The organism is Corynebacterium sp. 401_CJEI (assembly GCF_001076435.1).
Classification (GTDB): Bacteria; Actinomycetota; Actinomycetes; order Mycobacteriales; family Mycobacteriaceae; genus Corynebacterium; species Corynebacterium jeikeium_D.
Genome location: NZ_JVIP01000005.1, coordinates 1 through 22,114, shown reverse-complemented (window position 1 = coordinate 22,114; position 22,114 = coordinate 1). Strand labels below are relative to the sequence as shown.

The window sequence follows — 22,114 nt, the reverse complement described above, 5'->3', positions numbered from 1 at the left end:
TTATAAAGGGATTGCGCAGGTTCGGAGAATTCGGCGAGCCCGAGCAGCCATGACCTCCCAGGTCCACGACTGCACAACATGCTCCCGACCACAGGCTCCCATCGCCGCCGCGCGCTCCGGATTATCCAAAATCTCAACCAGCCCGGTGGCGACGCTGCGCTTCGAGGCCCCGTCGACAACGATGCCAGTTTCGCCATCGATAACTGTCTCCGGGGCGCCACCAGACTTGCCAGCTATGACAGGGACACCGCAGGCCTGTGCTTCCAAGTAGACAATGCCGAGGCCTTCTACATCGAGGCCACGTCCGCGGGTTCGGGCGGGCATGGCAAAAATGCTGGCCGCATTGTAATAGGCGGGGAGGTCATCATAAGAGACCTTGCCGGCAAAAATGACCTGCTCGGAGACCCCGAGCTTTACTGCCAGCTTTTTCAATTCTCGGTTCAACGGACCAACACCCACGATCAGCAACCTGGCATCCGGGTGCTGCTCAAGAACCTTAGGCATGCTGCGAATCAGCATATCTTGGCCTTTTCGGCGCACTAGCCGAGAAATACAGACGATAAGCGGCTGAGACTCACCGATTCCGTGGTGCTGCCGGATCTTCTGTCCCGCCTCGGGGTCCGGAGAAAATCGCTCGATATCGACACCGGAAGGCAGGCGTTCAAATGCTGTTTGCGGACCAAAGGCTGCCGCAAATCGACCACGGGTGTAGCGGGAAATATAGGTCACAACATCGGAGCTCTTACCAATGCGCCTCAGCATCTGGCGGGCCAAAGGCAGCATCGACCAGCCCACTTCATGTCCGTGAGTGGTAGCAACGATGCGGGTGGCACCTGCGCGACGGCATGCGTCGGCAAGCAAACCAAGTGGCGCGGCGGCACCAAACCATACGGTGTCAATGCGTTCGGTGCGAATAATCTGAGCGGCGCGACGAGCTACGTGCGGCAGTGGCAGCAGCACGGAATCACGCATGCGGTAAACACGGTACGGTAGCGACTCGTCGTAGGCGCGGAGCTTTTCCTTCGGAGCTCGCGAGGACGCGAGGACTACGAGGTTCTCCGGATCCAAACGAGCACAGAAATCACGCAGGTAGGACTCGATTCCACCATCGCGAGGCGGGAAGTCATTCGTAATGAGCAGTACGCGCGCAGACATGGAGCCGAGTTTATCTACCTTGACTAAAAGGACGCGAGGTCACCTGCCGCTAGTTAGAAGCGGACAGCGCCTTGGTACGGGCCCCCCTGGTCGATGGAAACGACCTGGACTGGAATACCGTAGTCGGAAGCATGGACAATCTGACCATTGCCGATGTACATGCCCACGTGCGTGATTCCCGGGTAGTAACCGATGATGTCGCCCGGCTGCAGCTGGTCGCGGCTCACCGGAGTACCACCGGCGAGCTGCGCCTGCGAGGTCCGCGGGATGGACTTACCAATCTGCTGGTACGCCCAGTACATCAGACCCGAGCAATCGAACTCAGAGGGACCAGCAGCTCCCCACGAGTACGGGGAGCCCAGCTTCGACAGAGCGGCATCAACTGCGGCGGAAGATCCGAGCAGTTTGTCCAACCCTTCGGTAATTGGGTTGTTCTTGGAAATCCAAATTTCCCGCTGTTCGGGGCTCAGCGATTCAACCATGGACTTGACATGCTCGGCGCGCTCATCAAATTCGGCGCTGCGCTTGTCCAAATCATCGCGGCGCTTGGCCAGGTCATCGAGCTGCTTGCGGATATCGTCCTGCAGACGCAGCGCATTGGCCTTACCATCCTCGGCATCCTTGCGGGCTTGCACCGCACGGCTGACAACTTCATCGTTGTCGCGGAACATCTTGTTGATGTAACCGGCACGGTCGATAGCGTCCTGAGCACTGGCAGATCCCAGGGCGGCCGACAATGGGTCGACGATTTCACCACGCATCCGCTTCTTCGCGAAGTAAGAAATCTCACCAGAGAGCGCCTTGAGGTCATCCTGTGCTCGGAGAACCTGATCCTCAGAGTGCTTCAGCTCCCCCTCGGCGTGCCGGAGTTCCTCTTCCTTGGCCTGAACCTGGGAATCCAGCTCGGTAACTTCCTCAGAAACCGCTTCGGTATCCCGAGAAATCTTCTCCAGCTCTGCAATAATGCCGTCTGCAGTAGCCAGATCCGGGGCTGGCTGTTCATCCTGTGCAGAGGCAATCGGCGCCAAACCTACGGCGCCAAAGGTTAGCCCAGTCACGACCGTAAGCCCGACTACACCGCGACGAGAGTTGTGGCGACGACGAGAGACACGGTGACGCGACAAATCCAAACCCTTTTCAAGTTGTGTATTCAAATTTCTTCCCCGAAAAACAAAACATCAAACCACTTGACGCATTCGAGCAAATTGTAGCAGCCTTGCCGCGGAACAACACACCGACAAACCGCCAGCGCAAAGGGGTATCCAAAGGGAGTAACCAGGATAGCCCTTCGACTCCACGCATTGCGTAACCGCAGTAGAAAAACAAAAAATGAGGCGAGCGCCCCTATAGTGCTTTACGACGCGCATAGCGTCAGCACCCGGGCGCTCGCCTCAGTGCCCCCTCGGTAAAAAGAGAGCCAAGGCTCTGCGGGGTATCAAGGCCCCGCAGGTTGTCATCCGTTCAAACAGATTAGAAGCGGACGAAGTTGTGAACCGGCATGTAGTTCATCGGAGCTTCCTTGACGACATCGCCGGACTGCGGAGCGTGAATCACGTTGCCGTTGCCGGAGAAGATGCCGACGTGGGTAGCGCCAGAGTAGAAGGAAACGATGTCACCCAGTGCCGGGCTGGAGACCGCGGTACCCTGGGAAGCCTGCGCCTGGGAGGTACGCGGGATCGACTTACCGACCTGCTGGTATGCCCAGGAGGTCAGACCGGAGCAGTCGAAAGAGTTCGGACCGGTAGCGCCCCACACATACGGGGAACCGATCTTGGAACGTGCAGCGGAGACGATAGCCGAACCAGTGGACGGTGCTGCAACGTTTGCAACGCTGCCGGAGGTAACCTCACCTGCGATGTCGTTGAACTTGCCAACAACATCCTGCATACCTGCAACCTGCGGGGTATCGAAGCCGTTCAGTGCGCCCTGGATGTCGTTCAGCGGGTTAGCGTTAGCGGTCGGAACTGCGAGAGCGGTAACGCCGGCGACAGTTGCGCCAAATGCGACTGCGTTGCGTGCAAAGTTAGAACGGCGGTGGTGCTTGCCCATTGTTTTGAAACTCCAAAATCTTCCTGTTTAGCCGACCGGGTTAGCTGACGGGTTCGGAAGAATGGAAGACTTCCTACCCTCCGGGATTTCCCTTTGGGATTCACCCCATGGTTCGAGGTGGGTCCCCGGCTCGAATCCCCTGAGGCTCTCACTACTTAGACCCTCAGGACCTTCGATAAGGCTCTGTGTTTTCTTATCAATGACCGGCACCAACTCAGTGGCCCCGTTTCAATGTCTCGATAAGGTTACGAAATGGCATCAAGTTTTGTCTAGCCGTTTGCCCAGAAAACCGCTCGAGGCCCGGTTGTTACCATCGATAGAACTAAACCGTTACCAAGCTGTTACAACTAGACACTCCCCCTATAGCGGAATAGTAACAGTTTGATAAACACGTCACTACCTGGCATTTTGAAGTCCGCCGAGAACTTTACACTTAACGCCTTAAAGTCGACACATTTTTATCGCGGGCTCAAAACGTGTTTTATGTCACACTCCAGCTTGCAACAGCTCAATTTACTCAAGTTTCACAGTTTTAACACCACTAGGAGCGCTCAGAATAGGATTATTGACGTGGATTCAGGACAACAGCACTTCCCTCTCGAAGGCACCGTCGATGATTCTCTTTTCAACACCACCTTTGTCGTCGTAGACCTGGAAACGACCGGATTGAAGGCCAAAAACGACCACATCATTGAAATTGGGGCCATCAAAACCCGTGGCGGTAAGACAATTGGCACCTTTTCCAGCTTCATCGACCCCGGTATGGAGATCCCTGACCACATCACATCTCTGACCGGCATCACTACCGCCGATGTTGAAACCGCCCCACAGCTCGGCACAGTTATTACTCAGTTCCTCGAATTTGCCCGGGGAAGCGTCTGGGTTGCGCATAATGCCAAGTTCGATATTGGATTCCTCCGCCAGGCTTGCACAGATTTGGGCCTAGATTGGCCGAGCCCCAGTGTCGTAGACACTCTCACGTTGGCGCGTCGCGTCCTCGACCGCTCACAAGTTGGCAGTTTCAAGCTCTCACAGCTCGCACGGTACGTCGGTTCTCCGAATCGCCCCACCCACCGGGCGCTTGACGACGCAATCGCAACCGTCGACGTCCTTCACTACCTCATGGAGAGACTAGCTGGCGATGAAGTACAAACAGCGTCCGAGCTAGTACACTACTCGCCCACCGTCGCTCCAGAGATTCGTGCTAAACGGCACCTTGCCGATGGAGCTCCGCACACCCCTGGTGTCTATGTTTTTCGGTCAAGAAATGACGACCCCTTATATATAGGTACAGCTCTCGATTTGCGACGTAGACTTCTGCAGTATTTCAACGGCACTGATTCTCGTCGCAAGATTACGGAAATGGTCTCTCTAGCCGAACGCGTCGAGATCATCGAGTGCCCGCACGGCTTCGCTGCAGAAATCCGCGAGGCTCGTCTGATTTCTGCACTCCGTCCGCCCTACAACCGACAACGCACCGAACCAACCCGCGGCTGGTACATCGTCCCCACTAGCCCCGGTCGGCCTGCCAAAATTAGCCGGACAGTCACCGACGCCCGCAGCCTAGGTCCGTTCCGCACGCGCGACACCGCTACTGCCATCCGCGACAGGTTCTCCGCGCTTAACGACGACTTTGCGATGACAACCGCCCAGATCTCCACCACCGGCGCCGACGAGATCGCAGACATGATCGCAGAGATATCAGCACTTGCCGAAGCACACCGCTTCCAACGCGCGGCAGTGCAGCGTGACCGCACCGCGGAGTTCATTATCAGCTTGGACAAGCAGCAGCGTTTGAGCATGCTTGCCGCCATCCCATCTCTGCAAGCCGCTTTCCCCGATGGCAATGGCGGCTGGCATCTAGCGGAAATTCGCTACGGCAGGTTGGCCGGCGCCAGCACCGCACCACGTGGCGCGGATATGAACTACATCATCGACCTCATGGAGAGTTCGGCCCAAACAGTCACTCCAGATGACTCCTTATATAAAGGAGCATCAATTGATGAACTCAGTATTATCTGGAAATGGCTGCAGCGCCCGGAGGTACGAATAAAGCCCACCGGAGGCGAGTTTTCCTACCCTAGGCTGGGCGCAGGAAAATACCTTCAGTGGGCAATTGACGCGCAGCAAGCACGTCGTGAAGCGCGACGCGAACCTTAACCCTTCATCGCCGCGGTAAGGATGTCCAAGCACAGCCCCGACTGGAGCGTTTCCTTGACCTCTTCAATGGAGTCGGCCATAGCTTCCTTTAGTGGACGTCCACTCAGACCACGCGAAATGGCGATTGCGGCGGCGGAGTTAAGGATGACTGCATCGCGAATCGGGCCTTCGAGCTCGCCAGCCCAAATGCGACGTGCAACATCAGCGTTGTAAGCAGGGTCACCGCCACGCAGCGCGTCAATTTCGGAGTACTCCATGCCATAGTCATGTGGATCGATGACATCTTCGGCAACTCCACCGTTTTCCACAATAAAGACCTTGGTGGGGCCAGTAACGGTAATCTCGTCGAGGCCATCGCTTCCGCGAACCACCAGCGCGCGCTGACCACGGCGGGCGAAGGTGTCCGCCATCGTCTCCATCTGATCTTCGAAGGCACAGCCAATCAAGCTCGCCTGCGGGCGTGCTGGATTCGTCAGCGGCCCCAACAGGTTGAAGACTGTCGGAACCGCTAGCTCCTTACGCACCGGTCCAGCGAAGCGCATGGCCGGATGAAAGCGAGCGGCAAAGAGGAAGCGCACGTAGAAATCCGGATGTTCCGGAGAAGTAACGAGACCGTTCTCAATGTCGATGCCAAAGGCCTCCAGCATGTCAGCTCCGCCCGACTTCGAGGAAGCCGCGCGGTTACCGTGCTTGAGCACCGGCACACCGCTGGCCGCGATAACAATCATGGACATCGTGGAGATGTTGACGGTATTTGCGCCATCACCACCGGTGCCGACGATATCGACTGCACCGCGCTCAATAACACCGGCGAGCTGTGGATCATGAACTGGGCGGGCAAATGAAAGCATACCCTCAGCCGCAGCATCGAGCTCGGCAGCCGTAATCCCCTTGGCGAGGAGACCGAAAGCAAACGTTGCGGTCTGCACGTCCCCGGAAGCACCGGACATGATCTGATCCATGGCGAATCGAATGCCCTCACCGGAAACTTCGCGGCCAGCGCCAATCGTGGAGAGAACATGGCGCCAGTTTTCGACCGCCCTCTTATCGCCGATCTCGCTCATCGCCACTCCCTTCCACTAGATAGTCGAGTCTGTATTCGTACTTTATTAATACAACTGCACCTAGGTTCTGCTGGCTATCCCGCCCACCAGGCGCACCACATCACAGGGCTGTTGAAAAAATCCCACCGTGCTGTACGTAATAAGACAAGATACCTCCCCCATATATCCAGCGCATCACCAGGTCCACCTTTTGCGTTCACCGAAAATCTCACCCCCATTGGGGCAACTGGAAAAATACGATATTAAACAGAGCCGAACCTGCGATAAACTAACCGACAGCCGATGCCGCAGTATCGCTAACCCAGGTTCACCGGAGGCGAACTTGGCAGTCCAGGGGGATGGACACCACGCACCTCGGCACAACAAAACCCTCGAATTCACCCGCGTCGGATAAAGACACCGGAAAGTTCCCAACAGGGGGAAAAATTAGTGAAATTCTCAGAAACCTTTCCTCGCGACCTGGGATTTTAGGAATTTTTATACAAAAACGGGGGTTGCAACGTGACTACTCCTTAAGAACAGTACATACTGTTAGTTGTGACGAGCGCAGTTGAAAATCAAGGTATGACAGCACCACGTCGTGCTGCGACACTAAACCGACCGAATATGGTCAGTGTCGGCACGATTGTGTTCCTGTCTCAGGAATTAATGTTCTTCGCCGGTCTGTTCGCGATGTACTTCGTGTCACGCGCGAACGGCCAGGGCGATTCGTGGGATTGGGGTACCGGCCACCTCAATGTCCCGTACGCACTATTGATCACCGTGATCCTAGTGTCGTCTTCGTTCACTGCCCAGTGGGGCGTGTTCGCGGCCGAGCGTGGCGACGTTTTCGCACTCCGTAAGTGGTACGCACTGTCTACCGCCCTGGGTGCAATCTTCCTCGTCGGCCAGGCTTACGAGTACTTCACCCTGGTTAGCCACGGTCTGACCATTCAGAACTCCATTTACGGTTCGGTCTTCTTCATCACCACCGGATTCCACGCAGCCCACGTCCTCGCGGGTGTGCTGGCTTTCGTTGTGGTGCTTATCCGTACCTCCAAGGCGAAGTTCACCCCGGCACAGGCCACTGCTGCCATCGTGGTCTCGTACTACTGGCACTTCGTCGACGTCGTGTGGATTGGCCTGTTTATCACCATCTACTTCATCCAGTAGGCCGTATTGGCCGTCCTTTGTTTAGTACGGCCTACAGCCCATCCACTTTCCACGAACAGTATTAAAGGGAAAAAGATGGAAAACACTACCTCCGAAACCAAGGACACCACGTCCTTGGCTGCGGCCCCGAAGTCAAAGGGCCGCCGCAAGATGCGCCGTACTGCCTCCGGCATTATGGCTATGGCTCTCGCCCTCACCGGCGCGGGCTTCCTCGCTAATGCTCTGACCCCTGATGCACAGACGGCTACTGCTCAGCAGGATGAAGCCGCAATGATTCAGCAGGGCAAGGAGCTTTACGACGTTGCTTGTATTACTTGCCACGGCGCCAACCTTCAGGGCGTTAAGGACCGCGGCAAGTCGCTGATCGGCGTCGGCGAAGGCTCGGTTTACTTCCAGGTTCACTCCGGTCGTATGCCGATGCTCCGCAACGAGGCTCAGGCAGCACGTAAGACCCCGCGTTACTCCGAAGAGCAGACGCTGGCTATCGCAGCCTACGTCCAGGCTAATGGCGGCGGCGCCGGCATCGTCCGCGACGAGGACGGCTCCATCGCTATGGAGTCGCTACGCGGTAAGAACGCTGGCCCGAACGGTGAGCTTGACAAGGCTGACGTTGCTCGCGGTTCCGAGCTGTTCCGCCTGAACTGTGCATCCTGCCACAACTTCACCGGTCGTGGCGGCGCACTGTCCAGCGGTAAGTACGCACCGGTCCTGGATCCTGCAAATGAGCAGGAAATCTACCAGGCCATGCTGACCGGCCCGCAGAATATGCCGAAGTTCTCTGACCGCCAGCTGTCTGCTGACGAGAAGAAGGACATCATCGCCTACATCAAGAACGCCAAGGAAACTCCGACCCCGGGTGGTTGGGGCATTGGTGGCATCGGCCCAGTTGCTGAGGGCCTTGTCATGTGGATTGTAGGCATTGTCGCTCTCGTAGCGGCCGCTCTTTGGATTGGATCCCGCCGATGAGTAATAACGAAAACAAGAAGTACAGCTCCGAAGAGCTGTCGAAGATGAGCAATGCGGATCTCGCTCGTCTGGGTGCTGAACTCGATGACGTGACCATTGCTTACCGCAAGGAACGCTTCCCGATTGCCAACGACCCGGCTGAAAAGCGCGCGGCTCGTGGTGTCACCATCTGGCTGGCACTGTCGGTCATTCTTGGCCTGGCATTCATCGCCATCTACCTGTTCTACCCGTGGCACTACAAGGGGCACGGCGAAGAGGGTCTGTGGCTGTACACTATGTACACCCCGCTGCTGGGTATCACCATCGGTGGCTGCATCGTCACCCTGGGTATTGGTGCAGTTAAGTTCACCAAGCGCTTCATTCCGGAAGAGATTTCGGTTCAGCGCCGCCACGATGGTCCGTCCGAAGAGGTCGACCAGAAGACCATCGTTGCCCTGCTGAACGATTCTTGGCAGACCTCCACCCTGGGTCGTCGCTCCGCTATCAAGGGCCTCCTTGGTACCGGCGCCGTCCTGGCTGGTATCGGCATGATCCTTCCGCTTGGCGGCATGATTAAGAACCCGTGGAAGCCACGCCACGACGTTGACGTCACTGGTGACGGCACCCTGTGGACCACTGGCTGGACTCTCGTCGAGAAGGGCCACAAGGTTTACCTGGGTCGCGACACCGGCGCTATCGCTGAAGAGGGCGTACACGGCTACACCACTAAGGGCGTTTCCCGCCTGGTTCGCCTCCGCCCAGAGGACCTGTCCGCAGGTTCCATGGAGACCGTCTTCCCTCTTCCGGAGGAGGACGTCAACGACGGCGACAAGTACTCCAAGGATGCTGATGTCTACGAGGCACACATGCACTCGATTCACGGCTCCCGCAACTCGGTCATGCTGATCCGTCTGCGTTCCCAGGACGCTGAAAAGGCAATCCTGCGCAAGGGTCAGGAAGACTTCCACTACGGCGACTACTTCGCCTACTCGAAGATTTGTACACACATCGGTTGCCCGACTTCTCTGTACGAACAGCAGACGAACCGTATTCTCTGCCCATGCCACCAGTCGCAGTTCGATGCACTGCACTACGGCAAGCCGGTCTTCGGTCCAGCTGCTCGCGCTCTTCCAGAGCTGCCGATCAGCGTTGACGAAGAAGGCTACATGTACGCAGAGGGCAACTTCATTGAGCCCGTCGGTCCGGCATTCTGGGAGCGTCAGTCATGAGTAATCCAACGAAACTAGCAACCGCTGCTAAGAATATGGATGACCGCTACACCCTGTCTGGCGGCATGCGTAAGCAGCTCAATAAGGTATTCCCTACCCACTGGTCCTTCCTGCTGGGCGAGATTGCACTCTACTCCTTCGTAGTCCTGCTCTTCTCGGGTGTTTACCTGACTCTGTTCTTCGACCCGTCGATGTCGAAGGTCATTTACGACGGTGCCTACGCGCCGCTCAACGGTGTCGAGATGTCTCGCGCCTACGAGACCGCCCTGCAGATCTCCTTCGAGGTTCGCGGTGGCCTGTTCATTCGCCAGATTCACCACTGGGGTGCTCTGCTGTTCGCCGTGTCCATCATGGCGCACATGTTCCGCATCTTCTTCACCGGCGCATTCCGCAAGCCGCGTGAGGCTAACTGGGTCATCGGTTCCATCCTCCTGCTGCTGTCCGTGGCAGAGGGCTTCATGGGTTACTCCCTGCCGGACGACCTGCTTTCCGGTGTTGGTCTGCGTATTATGTCCGCAATCATCATCGGTCTGCCGATTATCGGCACCTGGCTGCACTGGATGATGTTCAACGGCGACTTCCCGGGTGACATGATTATCCCGCGCCTGTACATTGCACACGTGCTGATTCTCCCGGCCCTGCTGCTGGGTCTGATTGCCGCTCACCTGGCTCTGGTCTGGTACCAGAAGCACACCCAGTTCCCTGGCGCAGGTCGTACCGAGAACAACGTCGTCGGCGTTCGTATTCTCCCGATCTTCGCAGTCAAGTCCGTTTCCTTCGGCCTGATTACGTTCGGCTTCCTGGCGCTATTCGCTGGTATCTTCCAGATCAACGCAATTTGGAACCTTGGCCCGTACAACCCGGCGCAGGTTTCCGCTGGTTCCCAGCCGGATATCTACATGCTGTGGACTGACGGTGCTGCCCGTGTCATGCCGCCGTGGGAGCTTTACTTGGGCTCTTACACGATCCCGGCAGTCTTCTGGGTCGCCCTGCTCTGTGGTGTTCTGGTTGTCCTGCTCTTCGCTTACCCGTTCATCGAGGCGAAGATCACCGGCGACAACGCCCACCACAACCTGCTGCAGCGTCCGCGCGACGTGCCGGTTCGCTCCGGCCTGGGTGCCATGGCTTTGGTCTTCTACACCCTGCTGACTCTGTCCGGTGGTAACGACCTGATCGCATACCACTTCCAGATCTCGCTGAACGTGATGACCTGGGTTGGCCGTATCGGTCTGATCATCCTGCCTCCGATCGCTTACTTCGTCACTTACCGAATCTGCATCGGCCTGCAGCGCTCTGACCGCGCTGTCCTGGAGCACGGCATCGAGACGGGCATCATCAACCAGCTACCTGATGGTTCCTTCATCGAGGTCCACCAGCCACTGGGTCCGGTCGACGAGCACGGCCACGCCGTTCCGCTCGAGTACCAGGGTGCTTACGTCCCGAAGACCATGAACGAACTGGGCGCCGCTGGTAGCCCGGGTCGCGGTAGCTTCTTCAGCCCGGACTCCCCGGAGATCGCCGAAGAGGCAGCTCGTATCGAGCACGAGAACCACGAGCAGCAGGCTCAGATGTTCCGTGACCTCGAAGCTCAAAACGCTGAAGAGCGTCGCCAGCTCGAGCAGTAAAGTTCCGCGGTAGGTTTTCTACTGCGCTCAAATAAGACCACCCCGGTCCGCATCCACTTCGGATGTCGACCGGGGTGGTTTTTGTTACCCAGATTCTTCCGATTTCGCCTTGACCCCACATATGTCGGATACCAAATCTACTGTTTACCAGTACTAAAATGGACATATGTCTACCAGTCCCTCCCCCACCACCGATCTTTCGAGCAACGCCACACAGCTTGTCGCCAACGGTGTCAACTTCGACTACGAGGCCACGCCTGTTTTGCGCGATGTCTCGCTCACGCTTTCCGACGGCGATGTCCTCGGTCTGGTTGGAGACAACGGAGCCGGCAAGTCCACTCTTCTTTGGCTGCTGTCGGGTCGTCGTCGGCCCACGAGCGGTACGGTGACTCATATTGGCACGCGTGTACTCGGCTCTCAGGAACTGGAAGCTCCTTTCGACTCCACGGTGCAAATGCTTATCGATGAAGCCCTCGGCCCCTCGAAACGTCGTTTAGCGGAGTTAGAAGAGGCAGCTGAGGCGATGGCCTTAGCAGAGACCCCAGATGAGTCTAAGGCGGCAGAGAAGGCGTATTCGAAGGCCTTCTCGGACGTCATGGCTCACGATGACTGGAACGCCGAACATAATGCGGAGATTGTGCTCGACCATCTCGGCCTGACCGGTTCTGCTCCGGACGGCGCTCCCCTGACAGAGCAACTAACCACGGAGATTTCCGGCGGGCAGCGGGCGCGGTTGGGGCTCGCGATTACGCTCATTCGAAAGCCAGAGATTCTGCTTCTCGACGAGCCCACCAACCATCTCGATGAACGCGGTCGCCAGCTCGTGATTGACACCATCCAGAACCACCCTGGAGTGGTTGTGGTGGCAACACATGACCGCGACTTCCTGGATGCCGTTTGTACTGTAATTGGAGACTTGGTGCCGGGGCGCCCTGGTATTGGGCTGTTCCGTGGTAATTACTCCGACTACGCGAAGCACCGTCGCCACCAGCGTGAGCTATGGGAGCACCAGTGGCGCTCGGAGGAGCATGAACGCAATCGGTTGGAAGACACCATCGAGAATGGCGCTCGTGAGATCTCACCGGGTCGGGAAATGACGGACAATAACAAGATGGCTTATGACCGCCGTGGCGGTCGTGTAGAGCGGCAAATCGCCCGCCGCGTGCGTTCGGCTAAGCAGCGGCTGGAGGAACTCATTGAGGAAGGTGTGGAGCGTCCACCGGCACTACTGGGCTTTGATGCCCCGTTGACCGCACCCCTACCGACCAAGCGCGCTGCTTCGGGCAGCGATGAAGATTTTCACATCAAGATGCGCGGTGTGGTCGTCCCAGATCGAATTCGGGTTGGTTCACTGACTATTCGTCCCGGCGACAAGGTCGTGATCACCGGCCCTAATGGGGCCGGCAAATCTACTTTGTTTAAGACGATCATGGGGCAAGTTGAGACGCAGGCTGGCGAGGTGCGTATCGGCGAGAACTGTCGAGTAGCCATGCTGGCTCAGGAACAAGACTGGGAAAACCCAAAGAAGTCCGCCCGTGAGTTGTACGACCTTGCGCCCAATGCCCGCGTGCCTCTCGACGACTTTGGATTGCTTAGCCCTGAGGATGCCAATCGACCGGTAGGAAGCCTCTCCATCGGCCAGCAGCGCCGGGTGGCGTTAGCGTTGGTCGTAGCCAATCCGCCGGAGATCTTGCTGCTCGATGAGCCTACGAACCATCTGAGTGTGGATCTAATCGAGCAGGTCCAAGACGCGATCGCATCTGCAGAGGGCACAATTATTGTGATTACCCACGATCACCGCATGATCAACTCGCTCGAAGCGCGTCATCTGCAGGTGACTGACGGTGAGGTCATCGAACTACCTAAGGGGCAGAAACCCGTCGAATTCGCTTGATGCGGAATCATATATTGACTACAGATCCTAACCGACGAGGTAACACCAGTTAGGAATCCCCTCCCACTCGCCCAAACAAAAAAGTCTCTCCCACTAACGCCCTTGTTAGTGGGAGAGACTTTTCGGTTATCTACGACTGTGGTTCAGTCTGATTGCACTCGGACTAGTGCTTCTCCGGCGGAGTGATGTACTGAGTGTTGAGCTTGGTGCCGGAGACGATCAGAATTACCGCGCCAAGGACAATCAGCCAGTAGGCCATGAATGCGATGCCGTAGCCCATGAGGAGGATGCCCATGGTCATCACGAACGGCCAAATCGAGCTAGCGGAGAAGAAACCGAGGGTACCTGCACCGTCGGCAATCTCTGCCTCTTCGAAGTCGGCCGGGGTGATGTCGGAGCGGCGCTCAGTGAAGTGGAAGTATCCACCGAGCATCAGAGTCATCAGAGCTGCGAGGACCAGGCCGGTTGCGCCAGCCCACTCGAGGCGACCCTGGCTTTCGTTGATGACGTTACCGGTGTCCTGGAGGTACTGAGTGCCGAAGATGTAGACGACAGCCATGAACCCCAGGAACACGGTAAGTCCGTAGAAGAGCTTTGCTGCAGACTTCATTTGAGAACTTCCTTTAAGTAAGAATCTTGCTGGGTTTACTTGGCGGTCGCGTTCAGGTCAATGGTGTTAGCACCACGATCACCCATGTCGCGGGTGTCGACACGACCGGAGTTGAACGGCGAAGTGGAGACTGCGAATGCCGGCTCACCGATGTGCTTCAGAGCATCAGCGTTAGTAGCTTCTGGGTTCTCCTGGCGGAACTTGATGTACTCGGTGAATGCCTCACGGGAGACAGCACGAATCTCGAAGTTCATCATTGCGTGGTAGGTACCACACATCTCGGCACAACGGCCAACGAATGCGTTCTTGACCTTGTCGCTCGGGTTGTCCTCTGGTCGGTTGGCAATCTTGTCCGAGTCAATCTTTTCGATCTGGAAGACACGGTTGGACTTGTTAGCCTCCGGGTGCGGGAACACGTCGCGCTTGAAGAGGAACTCCGGAACCCAGAAGGAGTGAATCACGTCAGCGGACGCGAGGTCGAACTGGATTGCAGTGTCTTCCGGAACAACGAGGACCGGAACCTCTTCGGTGGTACCGAGGGTCTCAATCTCGTCGTAGTGCAGGTAGTCGAGGCTCTCCTTGGAGCGTCCGTGAACCGGGTGCTCCTTCTGCTTTGCGCGATCCTCAGCGGACGGAACCTCGTGGCCGCCCTCGGTGAAGAACTGCTCATCAGCCGGCTTCTCAATACGGCCGTTGTATTCCTCGCCGCCCATCAGGTCAGCGGAAATGTTGGCGTAACCGAACTTCCAGTTCCACTGGAAACCGGTGACGTCGACGGTAACTTCCGGATCCTTATACAGGGCAGTGACCTTGTCCTGAGTCTGAACCGTGAAGAAGAACAGAGTCATCACGATCAGAATCGGGAGAATGGTCAGAGACAACTCAACCGGAACGTTGTATGCAGTCTGGCGCGGGAACTCGCCCTTGCCCTTCTTTTCAGCCTTCTTAGCTGTGAAGTTTGCCATCGAGTAAAGGGTAACGCCCCAAACGATGATGCCGATAATCCAAGCTGCAACCCAGGTCCAAACCCAGAAGTTACCCATGGACTGTGCTTCCGGGGTCACACCTTCCGGCCAACCAAAGCGGAGCAGCTTGAAGAAGCCGTTCTCCGGAGGATTAACATCGCAGCCGGCAAGCAAGGCTGCGCTACCGGTGGCAACGCCGAGGACGCCGAGCTTACGGGCGACTCCGAACTTTCTACGCTGATTCACGTGTGTCTGCCTTCCTGATCCACACAATTTTCGATAACCGATTAAGGTTTCGTCCTACCCAAGCAGAGTAGTCGATTCTTAAGCTTTCTCCACAATAAATATGGCTGTGGGGTGCCTTTGAGTATATCTGCCCTAATAAAATACTGAGAAAGACCCGCCTATCGGGGGTGGCATTCTCACCAGTTACACCCTGTTGACGCTCCTAAGTCTATGAATTTTTTAGTGTTTGTGCCACGCGCTGACGCACACACCGTCCCGCGCAACCTTGCCCCGAGCCCTAGACACGGCAAACTCAGACATTCTCGCTTTTCCCCAAAAGGCATTAAAGTAGGTGCAGCATTTCTATGTGGCGCCAATCTGGGGTTCAACCCAGCTACTCAGCCACGCGGCGGTCCTTCACGGCCACCGGTTAAGGCGACAACCAGTCGCGCTGAGCCGCTAGCTACGGAGCCGTCGAAAATCCATTAAGTGACACTAAGCGAAAGGTGCGCGCACGAAGCATGTGTGGTCTTCTCGGAATCCTGGCTGCAAATTCTGACGCAGCGGAGCTCGTTCCCGTTGTCGAAAGGGCCCTGCCCTGCATGCGGCACCGCGGCCCTGACGATGCAGGCACGTGGCACGATGAGGACGCAGTTTTCGGCTTCAACCGCCTATCCATTATTGATATTGCCCACAGCCACCAACCGCTGCAGTGGGGACCAGAGAATCAGCCGAATCGTTACTCCATGACCTTCAACGGCGAAATCTACAATTTCGTCGAACTTCGCGAGCAGCTGGAGAAGAAAGGCTATGCCTTTAATACCTCCGGCGATGGTGAACCTATCGTCGTTGGGTTCCACCACTGGGGAGCGGACGTCGTAAAGCACTTGCGCGGCATGTTCGGCATTGCCATTTGGGACAGCGTCGAGCGCAAGCTTTTCCTGGCGCGCGATCCGTTCGGCATTAAGCCGCTCTACTACGCCACCACAGAGCGTGGCACAATTTTCGGTTCTGAGAAGAAGTCCCTGCTCGAAGCTGCGCCGGAGATGGGCATCGATGCGAAGAAGCTGAATAAGCGCGCACTGGAGCACTACGTCGATCTGCAGTACGTTCCGGAGCCGGAGTCGCTGCACACTGACATTGTTCGTCTGGAGTCGGGTTGCACTGCCATCGTTACGCCTGGTGGCGAAGTTAAGCAGACCCGCTACTTCAAGCCGAATTTCCCGATTCAGCCAGTGGCTAAGGGCGCTGAACAGGATGTTTTTGACCGCATTGCCCGTGCGCTGGAGGACAGCGTCGAGAAGCATATGCGTGCCGACGTCACGGTGGGCTCGTTCCTGTCGGGCGGTATCGACTCCACTGCGATTGCAACTTTGGCTAAGCGCCACAACCCGAACCTGCTGACGTTTACCACTGGCTTCGAGCGCGAGGGCTTCTCCGAGGTCGATGTGGCTGCCGAGTCCGCCGCCGCCATTGGCGTCGAGCACATTGTGAAGGTCGTCTCGCCGGAGGAGTTCGCCGGGGCGATTCCGAAGATTATGTGGTACCTCGATGACCCGGTAGCTGACCCTGCACTGGTGCCGCTGTACTTCGTGGCCGCAGAGGCTCGTAAGCACGTTAAGGTCGTACTGTCCGGTGAGGGCGCAGACGAGCTCTTTGGTGGTTACACCATTTATAAGGAGCCGCTGTCGCTGAAGCCGTTCGACAAGGTTCCATCTCCCCTGCTGCGCGGTCTGGCTAAGGTCGGCGAAGCTCTGCCAGAGGGCATGCGCGGCAAGTCGCTCCTGCAGCGAGGCACTACTCCGCTGGAACAGCGCTACTACGGCAATGCTCGTTCCTTTAACTTTGAGCAGCTGCAGGAAGTGCTGCCGTGGGCCAAGAAGGAATGGGACCACAGCGATGTCACTGCGCCGATTTACGCGCAGTCTGAAGGCTGGGACCCGGTGACTCGGATGCAGCACTTGGATCTGTTCACCTGGTTGCGTGGCGACATTCTGGTCAAGGCGGACAAGATCACCATGGCTAACTCCCTGGAGCTGCGCGTGCCGTTCCTCGACCGTGTGGTCTTCGACGTTGCACAGACGCTGCCGGTGGACATGCGTGTTTCTCACGGCACCACCAAGTACGCACTGCGTCGCGCCATGGAGCAGATTGTTCCGGAGCACGTGCTCAACCGCCGCAAACTGGGCTTCCCGGTGCCGATTCGCCACTGGCTGGCAGGCGACGAACTGCACGGCTGGGCCGAGGACATCATCCGCGAGTCCCAGACCGATGAGTTCATTAATAAGGACGCCGTGCTCAAGATGCTCGCCGAGCACCACCCAACCGAGCGCGACCACTCCCGCCGCCTCTGGACCATCCTTGCTTTCATGGTCTGGCACGGCATCTTCATCGAAGACCGCATTACTCCGGACATCGAGCAGCGCGACTACCCCGTCGAGCTCTAGCTCGCTTTACGACGGTCCCCGCGCCTCAACCCCATCCTGCCCCGGCAGGCTGCCACCATAGCTGGGGCAACCAATAGAAAAGGCTCGGACCTCACTCAGTTAACAAGAGTGAGGTCCGAGCCTTTTACTATCCGACGCTTTTCACAGCGTCTGCTGACAGCTCTGCTCAGCTAATGACTTAGTTGAAGGAGTCACCGCAAGCGCAGGAGCCAGTGGCATTCGGGTTATCGATGGTGAAGCCCTGCTGTTCAATGGTGTCAGCGAAGTCGATGGTGGCACCGGACAGGTACGGAACCGACTGGCGATCAACGACCAGCTTGACGCCACCGAAAACTTCGGCGACATCGCCGTCGAGGCTGCGGTCATCGAAGTAGAGCTGGTAGCGCAGGCCGGCACAGCCGCCCGGAGCCACGGAAATACGCAGTGCCAGGTCGGTGGCACCTTCTTGGTCCAGAAGTGCCTTTGCCTTGGCAGCCGCAGCTTCGGTCAGGGTAACGCCAGTGCTCTGAGCAGTAGTCATAGCGCGTGTCCTCCTTGTTGAAGTGTTTAAGTATGCGAGTCGACCCCAAGGTCGGCTACGTCATTATTTATCACAACCTTACCGACCAGTCTTTAATTCCCAATTCTGGGTTCTCTTTTTCTTTCTCTTTTTCGGAAGTCTCTTTTTGCCGCCACATCGCAACCACACCACGGCTTCCCACGCCACAAGCGCACTCTTCCCGCCTGCCCCTGCGGCGGTCATCCCCAAAACCTCGCCCTTGCCCCGTCCCTGCCCCTCAACCTGCAACCTAATTAGGGAAGCACCTTGAAGACCTTATAATCTGGGGTCGTGAATCTACCGTGGAAAAAGAATGACAAAAAGTCCAAGGCAGCTGAGGCAGCTAACGCTGACGCAACCAACGCCGGAGACGTAGCCACCGACGCGACCGCATCCAGCGGGGCCAAGGGCACCGCTTCGGAGTCTCAGCAGCCCGAGAAGAAGCACAGCGGTGCTTTTACTCCCAAGAAGGGGCGCCCCACTCCGAAGCGCAACGAGGTTGAGCGCGAACGCGGCATCCGCCGTGGCCCGGTCGAGGCGCCGCTGACCGCTAAGGAAGCTCGCCAGCGCCGCAAGGAGCTCAAGGCTTCCATGTCCAAGGAAGAGCTCAAGGCCGCCAAGGCACGCGAGCGAGCAGAGCGACGTGAGCAGCGTCGCATTGCCGACGAGCGCATGGCCGCCGGCGATCCGCGCTACATGCTGCCACGCGACCAGGGCGCTGAGCGCAAGTTTGTCCGCGACTGGGTTGATTCCCGTCGCTTCCTCGCTAACGTGTTCCTCCCGTTCGCGCTGATTCTGCTGCTGATTATGATGATTGGCACTTCCCTGCCGAAGCTGGCCAACATCGCATCTCTCATCGCGATGGTTCTCATCATCGCCCTGATTATCGAGGGCATTTACATCGGCCGCCGTGCCATCAAGTTGACGCGTGAGCGCTTCCCGAAGACCACCGAAGGGGCCTGGGGACTGGGCTTCTACGCTTACTCCCGCGCTTCTCAGCCGCGTCGTCTGCGTACTCCGCGTCCGCAGGTCAACATCGGCGACGAAATCAAGTAGCCTCATCTGCCATGCGCACTTTGGTTCTCGGTGGCGCCCGCTCAGGCAAGTCCTCATGGGCTGAGCACGAGCTGCTGGCCACCGCCGCAGCCTCAACCGGCGGTGCCTCAGATGCTGCAGCCTCAACGGTGTTGCATTACATCGCAACAGCACGGCCCTGGCCCGGTGATAGCGATTTTCACTCCAGGGTCGAGGAGCACCGCATTCGTCGTCAAGCACAGGCAAAAGAGCACGGAGTGGCCTGGCACACGGTTGATGACGTCGATGCGGTGGAAGCTCTCGCGTCGCCGGAGCGGCGCATGCTGCTGGACGATGTCGGCACCTGGCTGACGCACATCATCGACGCGCAGGGGCTGTGGGAGGCGCCGAGGGGCAGCGTCGCGCCGTGGACGCACTCGCTTGTCGACGCCGTGCGCAACTTCCCCGCAGATTCCGACCTGTTCATTGTGTCGCCCGAAGTGGGCTTCGGTGTCATTCCCGAACACCGCTCAGGGCGGCTTTTCCGTGATGAAATTGGCCTTCTCAACCAACAGCTCGCAGCTGTCTGTGATCGTGTTGTCCTAGTTGTGGCTGGCTGCCCCATGGAAGTCAAGGCGGCGAACTAGATTCACTCCACGCCGCTTCCCCTATGACGGTCTGCCTAGCAATGCGAATAGCTGTGCACCAATGGTCGGTAGACAAATCGTTTTCGGGTAGCGTTTGAGAGTATGAACGCGGATTATTTTGGACCGGTAGCACGCCCTGACGAAGAGACTGAACAGGCCGCCCGCGCGCGCCATGAGCAGTTGACTAAACCCGCAGGCTCACTTGGCCGGTTGGAAGAACTCGGCATTTGGATTTCGGCGTGTCAGGGAGAATGCCCTCCGCGTGACCTGGACGATTGTCGTGTTTATGTCTTCGCTGGTGACCACGGTGTTGCCCAGGGCGGGGTGTCCGCGTACCCGTCCGAGGTGTCTATTCAGATGCTTGCCAATATCGAGGCAAAGGGTGCCGGCGTGAACGCTATCGCTGACATCGCGGGAGCCACTGTTACCGGTGTGGACATTTCCCTCGACCACGATGCCGAAGGGCCATACCGTATCCGTCGCAGCTGTGGTTCTATCGACCGCGAGGATGCGATGAGCGAGGAGGAGGTCGATAAGGCCATCCGCACGGGCATCGCGATTGCCGACGCCGCCGTTGATGAAGGCGCTGACCTGCTCATTGCCGGCGACCTGGGCATCGGAAACACCACTCCAGCCGCGGCGCTGATTGGTGCCGTGACCAACTCCGAACCGGTGGTCGTCGTCGGCCGAGGCACTGGCATTGATGACGAGGGGTGGAAGCTCAAGGTCGCTGCCGTACGCGATGCCATGTTCCGCGTGCGTCGCCTGCGCAATGACCCGGTTGAGGTGCTCCGTCGTATTTCCTCGCCGGATATGACCGTGATGGCCGCGTTCTTGGCGCAAGCAGCGGTTCGTCGCACTCCTGTGATTTTGGACGGAGTGGTTGTCACATCCGCTGCTCTGCTGGCTGACCAGCTCGCTCCGGGCGCCCGCGATTGGTGGGTCGCCGGCCACAAGTCGGCAGAGCCCGCGCACGCGCTTGCCCTTCGACACCTGGATAAGGAACCACTTCTCGAATACGGGATGCGTCTTGGCGAAGGCTCCGGCGCCGTCGCTGCCCTACCGCTGGTCAAGTCCGGCGTATCGGTCCTGCGCAACATGGCTACTTTCGCCGACGCAGGCGTAAGCACCAAGGACTAATCGACTTGTCCGACAAAGCCGGCCCGTCTCGCCAGGACAACCTCGACGGCGATCCCTCTGCTCACGGCAATGCCGTCGCTGAGGCCATCACCACTGCCCTGTCCTGGCTCACCATCCTGCCCTTCAAAGGCGCGAGCGTGTTCGACCGCATCACCGGCCGTCGCGCCATCGCCGCACTGCCAGTAGCTGGGCTCGTTCCTGCCGCGGGTGCAGTTCTCATCACGGCGGCGCTGTTCGCAACGTCGTCGTCAGGCACGCCCACGCTTTACGACGTCACCCCGATCCTCGGCGGCACCCTGATTATGGTGGCGGCACAGATGTTGACCCGCGCGATGCACCTGGATGGGCTGGCGGATGTGGCGGATGCCCTCGGCTCGTATAAGCCGCCGGAGGGGGCGCGGGAGGTGCTGCGCGATCCGAGCACCGGCCCAATGGGCGTGGGCTCCATCGTGCTGACGATGTTGACGACGACGACTGCTTTTGCCGTGATTGTGGCTAGTGTGCTGTCGCAGTGGTCTGCTGGTCAGATGTGGCCTGGTGTGGTTGCGCTGTGCTTGCCTTTTGTAGCCTCTCGCGCGGCAGCAACGACTGCCTGCTGGCGCGGCTTTCCGCCTTTTTCGAACAGCGGCTTCGGCTCTCTGACTGCCGGTACTCAGTCCACAGTCACGGTGACCTGCTGGTGGATACTGCTGCTCGCTGTGTCGGGCTGGGTGGTTGGGCTCGTGGGCGTAGTCGCTTGTGCACTGAGCTTTGGCGTTACACTGCTGCTGACGCGGCATTGCGTGAAGAGGTTTGGCGGAGTCAACGGCGACGTGTTTGGTGCAGTCATTGAGATAGCGTGCGCTGTCTGTGCCGTGGCACTTGCCATAGGGTTCTAGCAGGGAAAATGCGCGCATTGCCCCCGTTGGGGTTTTCTTTAAAAAGAACTATTGACGGTCGCTTTGACGCGGACGTATTCTGAGGGCACACCGCCGGGAAGGCGGAGTACAGGAGGCTCGTTTCGGGGCTCGCCCAAATTATTTTGCGCCGACCGTTTGCCGGGGCGCCAAGAACGAGCACACCTTCTAGCCTCCCAGCTAATTAAAAAAGCGCGTCCCGCCGCAGCGATGCACGGGGCGCGCTTTTCTTTGTTGGGGTGGCACTCCCAGGTTTGGGTTCAGTGGGGTTTGGGTTCAGTAGGGGCTAGTGACTGCGATTATGGCTGGCGGCGGTGGGTCGATCCGAGTTACTGACTGCGTTTATGTCAAAAATGGCC

General features: G+C 58.0%; 18 protein-coding genes and 1 riboswitch. Of the genes, 11 read left to right on the top strand and 7 right to left on the bottom strand.

Annotation, left to right across the window (positions count from 1 at the left end; translation table 11 throughout):
• The 3 genes from ADM64_RS01260 to ADM64_RS01250 all read right to left on the bottom strand — a co-directional run bounded on the left by ADM64_RS01260 (window position 1) and on the right by ADM64_RS01250 (window position 3,204).
• Window positions 1–1,155 (bottom strand): glycosyltransferase family 4 protein, encoded by a 1,155-nt coding sequence (locus ADM64_RS01260; protein WP_049192937.1) that lies wholly within the window; start codon window positions 1,153–1,155, stop codon window positions 1–3.
• A gap of 53 nt (window positions 1,156–1,208) precedes the next feature.
• Window positions 1,209–2,279 (bottom strand): NlpC/P60 family protein, encoded by a 1,071-nt coding sequence (locus ADM64_RS01255; protein WP_350309571.1) that lies wholly within the window; start codon window positions 2,277–2,279, stop codon window positions 1,209–1,211.
• A 346-nt stretch (window positions 2,280–2,625) separates the two neighbouring features.
• On the bottom strand, window positions 2,626–3,204 hold the full coding sequence (locus ADM64_RS01250) for a C40 family peptidase (protein ID WP_048731217.1): 579 nt from the start codon (window positions 3,202–3,204) through the stop codon (window positions 2,626–2,628).
• Between the two features lie 14 nt (window positions 3,205–3,218).
• Window positions 3,219–3,361: riboswitch (cyclic di-AMP (ydaO/yuaA leader) on the bottom strand.
• A gap of 413 nt (window positions 3,362–3,774) precedes the next feature.
• Here ADM64_RS01250 and ADM64_RS01245 point away from each other — a divergent pair.
• Entirely contained in the window at window positions 3,775–5,364 is a 1,590-nt protein-coding gene (locus ADM64_RS01245) for a DEDD exonuclease domain-containing protein (RefSeq protein WP_049192935.1), read from the top strand.
• On the opposite strand, the gene trpD is transcribed toward ADM64_RS01245, so the two are convergent.
• Entirely contained in the window at window positions 5,361–6,428 is a 1,068-nt protein-coding gene (trpD, locus tag ADM64_RS01240) for an anthranilate phosphoribosyltransferase (protein ID WP_049192934.1), read from the bottom strand. The genes ADM64_RS01245 and trpD overlap by 4 nt on opposite strands.
• A gap of 537 nt (window positions 6,429–6,965) precedes the next feature.
• On the opposite strand from trpD, the gene ADM64_RS01235 reads away from it, so the two are divergent.
• The 5 genes from ADM64_RS01235 to ADM64_RS01215 all read left to right on the top strand — a co-directional run bounded on the left by ADM64_RS01235 (window position 6,966) and on the right by ADM64_RS01215 (window position 13,273).
• Window positions 6,966–7,580, top strand: coding sequence for a cytochrome c oxidase subunit 3 (locus ADM64_RS01235; protein ID WP_088611596.1), 615 nt, complete (start codon window positions 6,966–6,968; stop codon window positions 7,578–7,580).
• A gap of 75 nt (window positions 7,581–7,655) precedes the next feature.
• Window positions 7,656–8,546 carry a c-type cytochrome gene (locus tag ADM64_RS01230; protein ID WP_016423027.1) on the top strand — a complete coding sequence of 297 codons (891 nt, stop codon included), beginning with the start codon at window positions 7,656–7,658 and terminating at the stop codon, window positions 8,544–8,546.
• Window positions 8,543–9,754 (top strand): ubiquinol-cytochrome c reductase iron-sulfur subunit, encoded by a 1,212-nt coding sequence (locus tag ADM64_RS01225; protein ID WP_049170241.1) that lies wholly within the window; start codon window positions 8,543–8,545, stop codon window positions 9,752–9,754. The genes ADM64_RS01230 and ADM64_RS01225 overlap by 4 nt, the downstream gene beginning before the upstream one ends.
• Entirely contained in the window at window positions 9,751–11,379 is a 1,629-nt protein-coding gene (locus ADM64_RS01220) for a cytochrome b (protein WP_016423029.1), read from the top strand. Before ADM64_RS01225 ends, ADM64_RS01220 begins: the two co-directional genes overlap by 4 nt.
• Before the next feature lie 166 nt (window positions 11,380–11,545).
• Window positions 11,546–13,273, top strand: a complete 1,728-nt coding sequence (locus ADM64_RS01215) for an ABC-F family ATP-binding cassette domain-containing protein (RefSeq protein ID WP_049192933.1) — start codon at window positions 11,546–11,548, stop codon at window positions 13,271–13,273.
• Window positions 13,274–13,436: 163 nt separating this feature from the next.
• Here ADM64_RS01215 and ADM64_RS01210 read toward each other — a convergent pair whose 3' ends face one another.
• On the bottom strand, window positions 13,437–13,883 hold the full coding sequence (locus tag ADM64_RS01210) for a cytochrome c oxidase subunit 4 (protein ID WP_016423031.1): 447 nt from the start codon (window positions 13,881–13,883) through the stop codon (window positions 13,437–13,439).
• A gap of 35 nt (window positions 13,884–13,918) precedes the next feature.
• Window positions 13,919–15,094 (bottom strand): cytochrome c oxidase subunit II, encoded by a 1,176-nt coding sequence (locus ADM64_RS01205; protein ID WP_049192932.1) that lies wholly within the window; start codon window positions 15,092–15,094, stop codon window positions 13,919–13,921.
• Between the two features lie 500 nt (window positions 15,095–15,594).
• Here ADM64_RS01205 and asnB point away from each other — a divergent pair, with 500 nt between their 5' ends.
• Complete coding sequence (asnB, locus tag ADM64_RS01200; RefSeq protein WP_049192931.1) at window positions 15,595–17,520, top strand: asparagine synthase (glutamine-hydrolyzing); 1,926 nt, start codon at window positions 15,595–15,597, stop codon at window positions 17,518–17,520.
• Between the two features lie 178 nt (window positions 17,521–17,698).
• On the opposite strand, the gene ADM64_RS01195 is transcribed toward asnB, so the two are convergent.
• Window positions 17,699–18,040, bottom strand: coding sequence for a HesB/IscA family protein (locus tag ADM64_RS01195; RefSeq protein WP_005512007.1), 342 nt, complete (start codon window positions 18,038–18,040; stop codon window positions 17,699–17,701).
• Window positions 18,041–18,349: 309 nt separating this feature from the next.
• Between ADM64_RS01195 and ADM64_RS01190 the strand changes: the two genes are divergently transcribed.
• From ADM64_RS01190 to ADM64_RS01175, 4 genes are all read left to right on the top strand, one after another.
• The gene (locus tag ADM64_RS01190; protein ID WP_016423034.1) at window positions 18,350–19,114 is read left to right on the top strand and encodes a DUF3043 domain-containing protein; all 765 of its coding nucleotides are present in this window, start codon (window positions 18,350–18,352) and stop codon (window positions 19,112–19,114) included.
• Between the two features lie 11 nt (window positions 19,115–19,125).
• Window positions 19,126–19,719 (top strand): bifunctional adenosylcobinamide kinase/adenosylcobinamide-phosphate guanylyltransferase, encoded by a 594-nt coding sequence (locus tag ADM64_RS01185; protein ID WP_049190511.1) that lies wholly within the window; start codon window positions 19,126–19,128, stop codon window positions 19,717–19,719.
• Between the two features lie 102 nt (window positions 19,720–19,821).
• Window positions 19,822–20,859: a nicotinate-nucleotide--dimethylbenzimidazole phosphoribosyltransferase gene (gene cobT / locus ADM64_RS01180; RefSeq protein ID WP_049190512.1), complete on the top strand. Its 1,038-nt coding sequence runs from the start codon at window positions 19,822–19,824 to the stop codon at window positions 20,857–20,859.
• Between the two features lie 5 nt (window positions 20,860–20,864).
• A complete protein-coding gene (locus ADM64_RS01175) occupies window positions 20,865–21,737 on the top strand; it encodes an adenosylcobinamide-GDP ribazoletransferase (protein WP_049192930.1) in 873 nt (290 codons plus the stop codon).
• Window positions 21,738–22,114 lie beyond the last annotated feature (377 nt).

Bases quoted from the DNA above. Each gene is read 5' to 3' on its own strand.
- ADM64_RS01260 (WP_049192937.1), bottom strand. From the start codon at position 1,155: ATGTCTGCGCGCGTACTGCTCATTACGAATGACTTCCCGCCTCGCGAT.
- ADM64_RS01250 (WP_048731217.1), bottom strand. From the start codon at position 3,204: ATGGGCAAGCACCACCGCCGTTCTAACTTTGCACGCAACGCAGTCGCA.
- trpD (WP_049192934.1), bottom strand. From the start codon at position 6,428: ATGAGCGAGATCGGCGATAAGAGGGCGGTCGAAAACTGGCGCCATGTT.
- ADM64_RS01230 (WP_016423027.1), top strand. From the start codon at position 7,656: ATGGAAAACACTACCTCCGAAACCAAGGACACCACGTCCTTGGCTGCG.
- ADM64_RS01225 (WP_049170241.1), top strand. From the start codon at position 8,543: ATGAGTAATAACGAAAACAAGAAGTACAGCTCCGAAGAGCTGTCGAAG.
- ADM64_RS01220 (WP_016423029.1), top strand. From the start codon at position 9,751: ATGAGTAATCCAACGAAACTAGCAACCGCTGCTAAGAATATGGATGAC.
- ADM64_RS01215 (WP_049192933.1), top strand. From the start codon at position 11,546: ATGTCTACCAGTCCCTCCCCCACCACCGATCTTTCGAGCAACGCCACA.
- ADM64_RS01210 (WP_016423031.1), bottom strand. From the start codon at position 13,883: ATGAAGTCTGCAGCAAAGCTCTTCTACGGACTTACCGTGTTCCTGGGG.
- asnB (WP_049192931.1), top strand. From the start codon at position 15,595: ATGTGTGGTCTTCTCGGAATCCTGGCTGCAAATTCTGACGCAGCGGAG.
- ADM64_RS01195 (WP_005512007.1), bottom strand. From the start codon at position 18,040: ATGACTACTGCTCAGAGCACTGGCGTTACCCTGACCGAAGCTGCGGCT.
- ADM64_RS01185 (WP_049190511.1), top strand. From the start codon at position 19,126: ATGCGCACTTTGGTTCTCGGTGGCGCCCGCTCAGGCAAGTCCTCATGG.
- cobT (WP_049190512.1), top strand. From the start codon at position 19,822: ATGAACGCGGATTATTTTGGACCGGTAGCACGCCCTGACGAAGAGACT.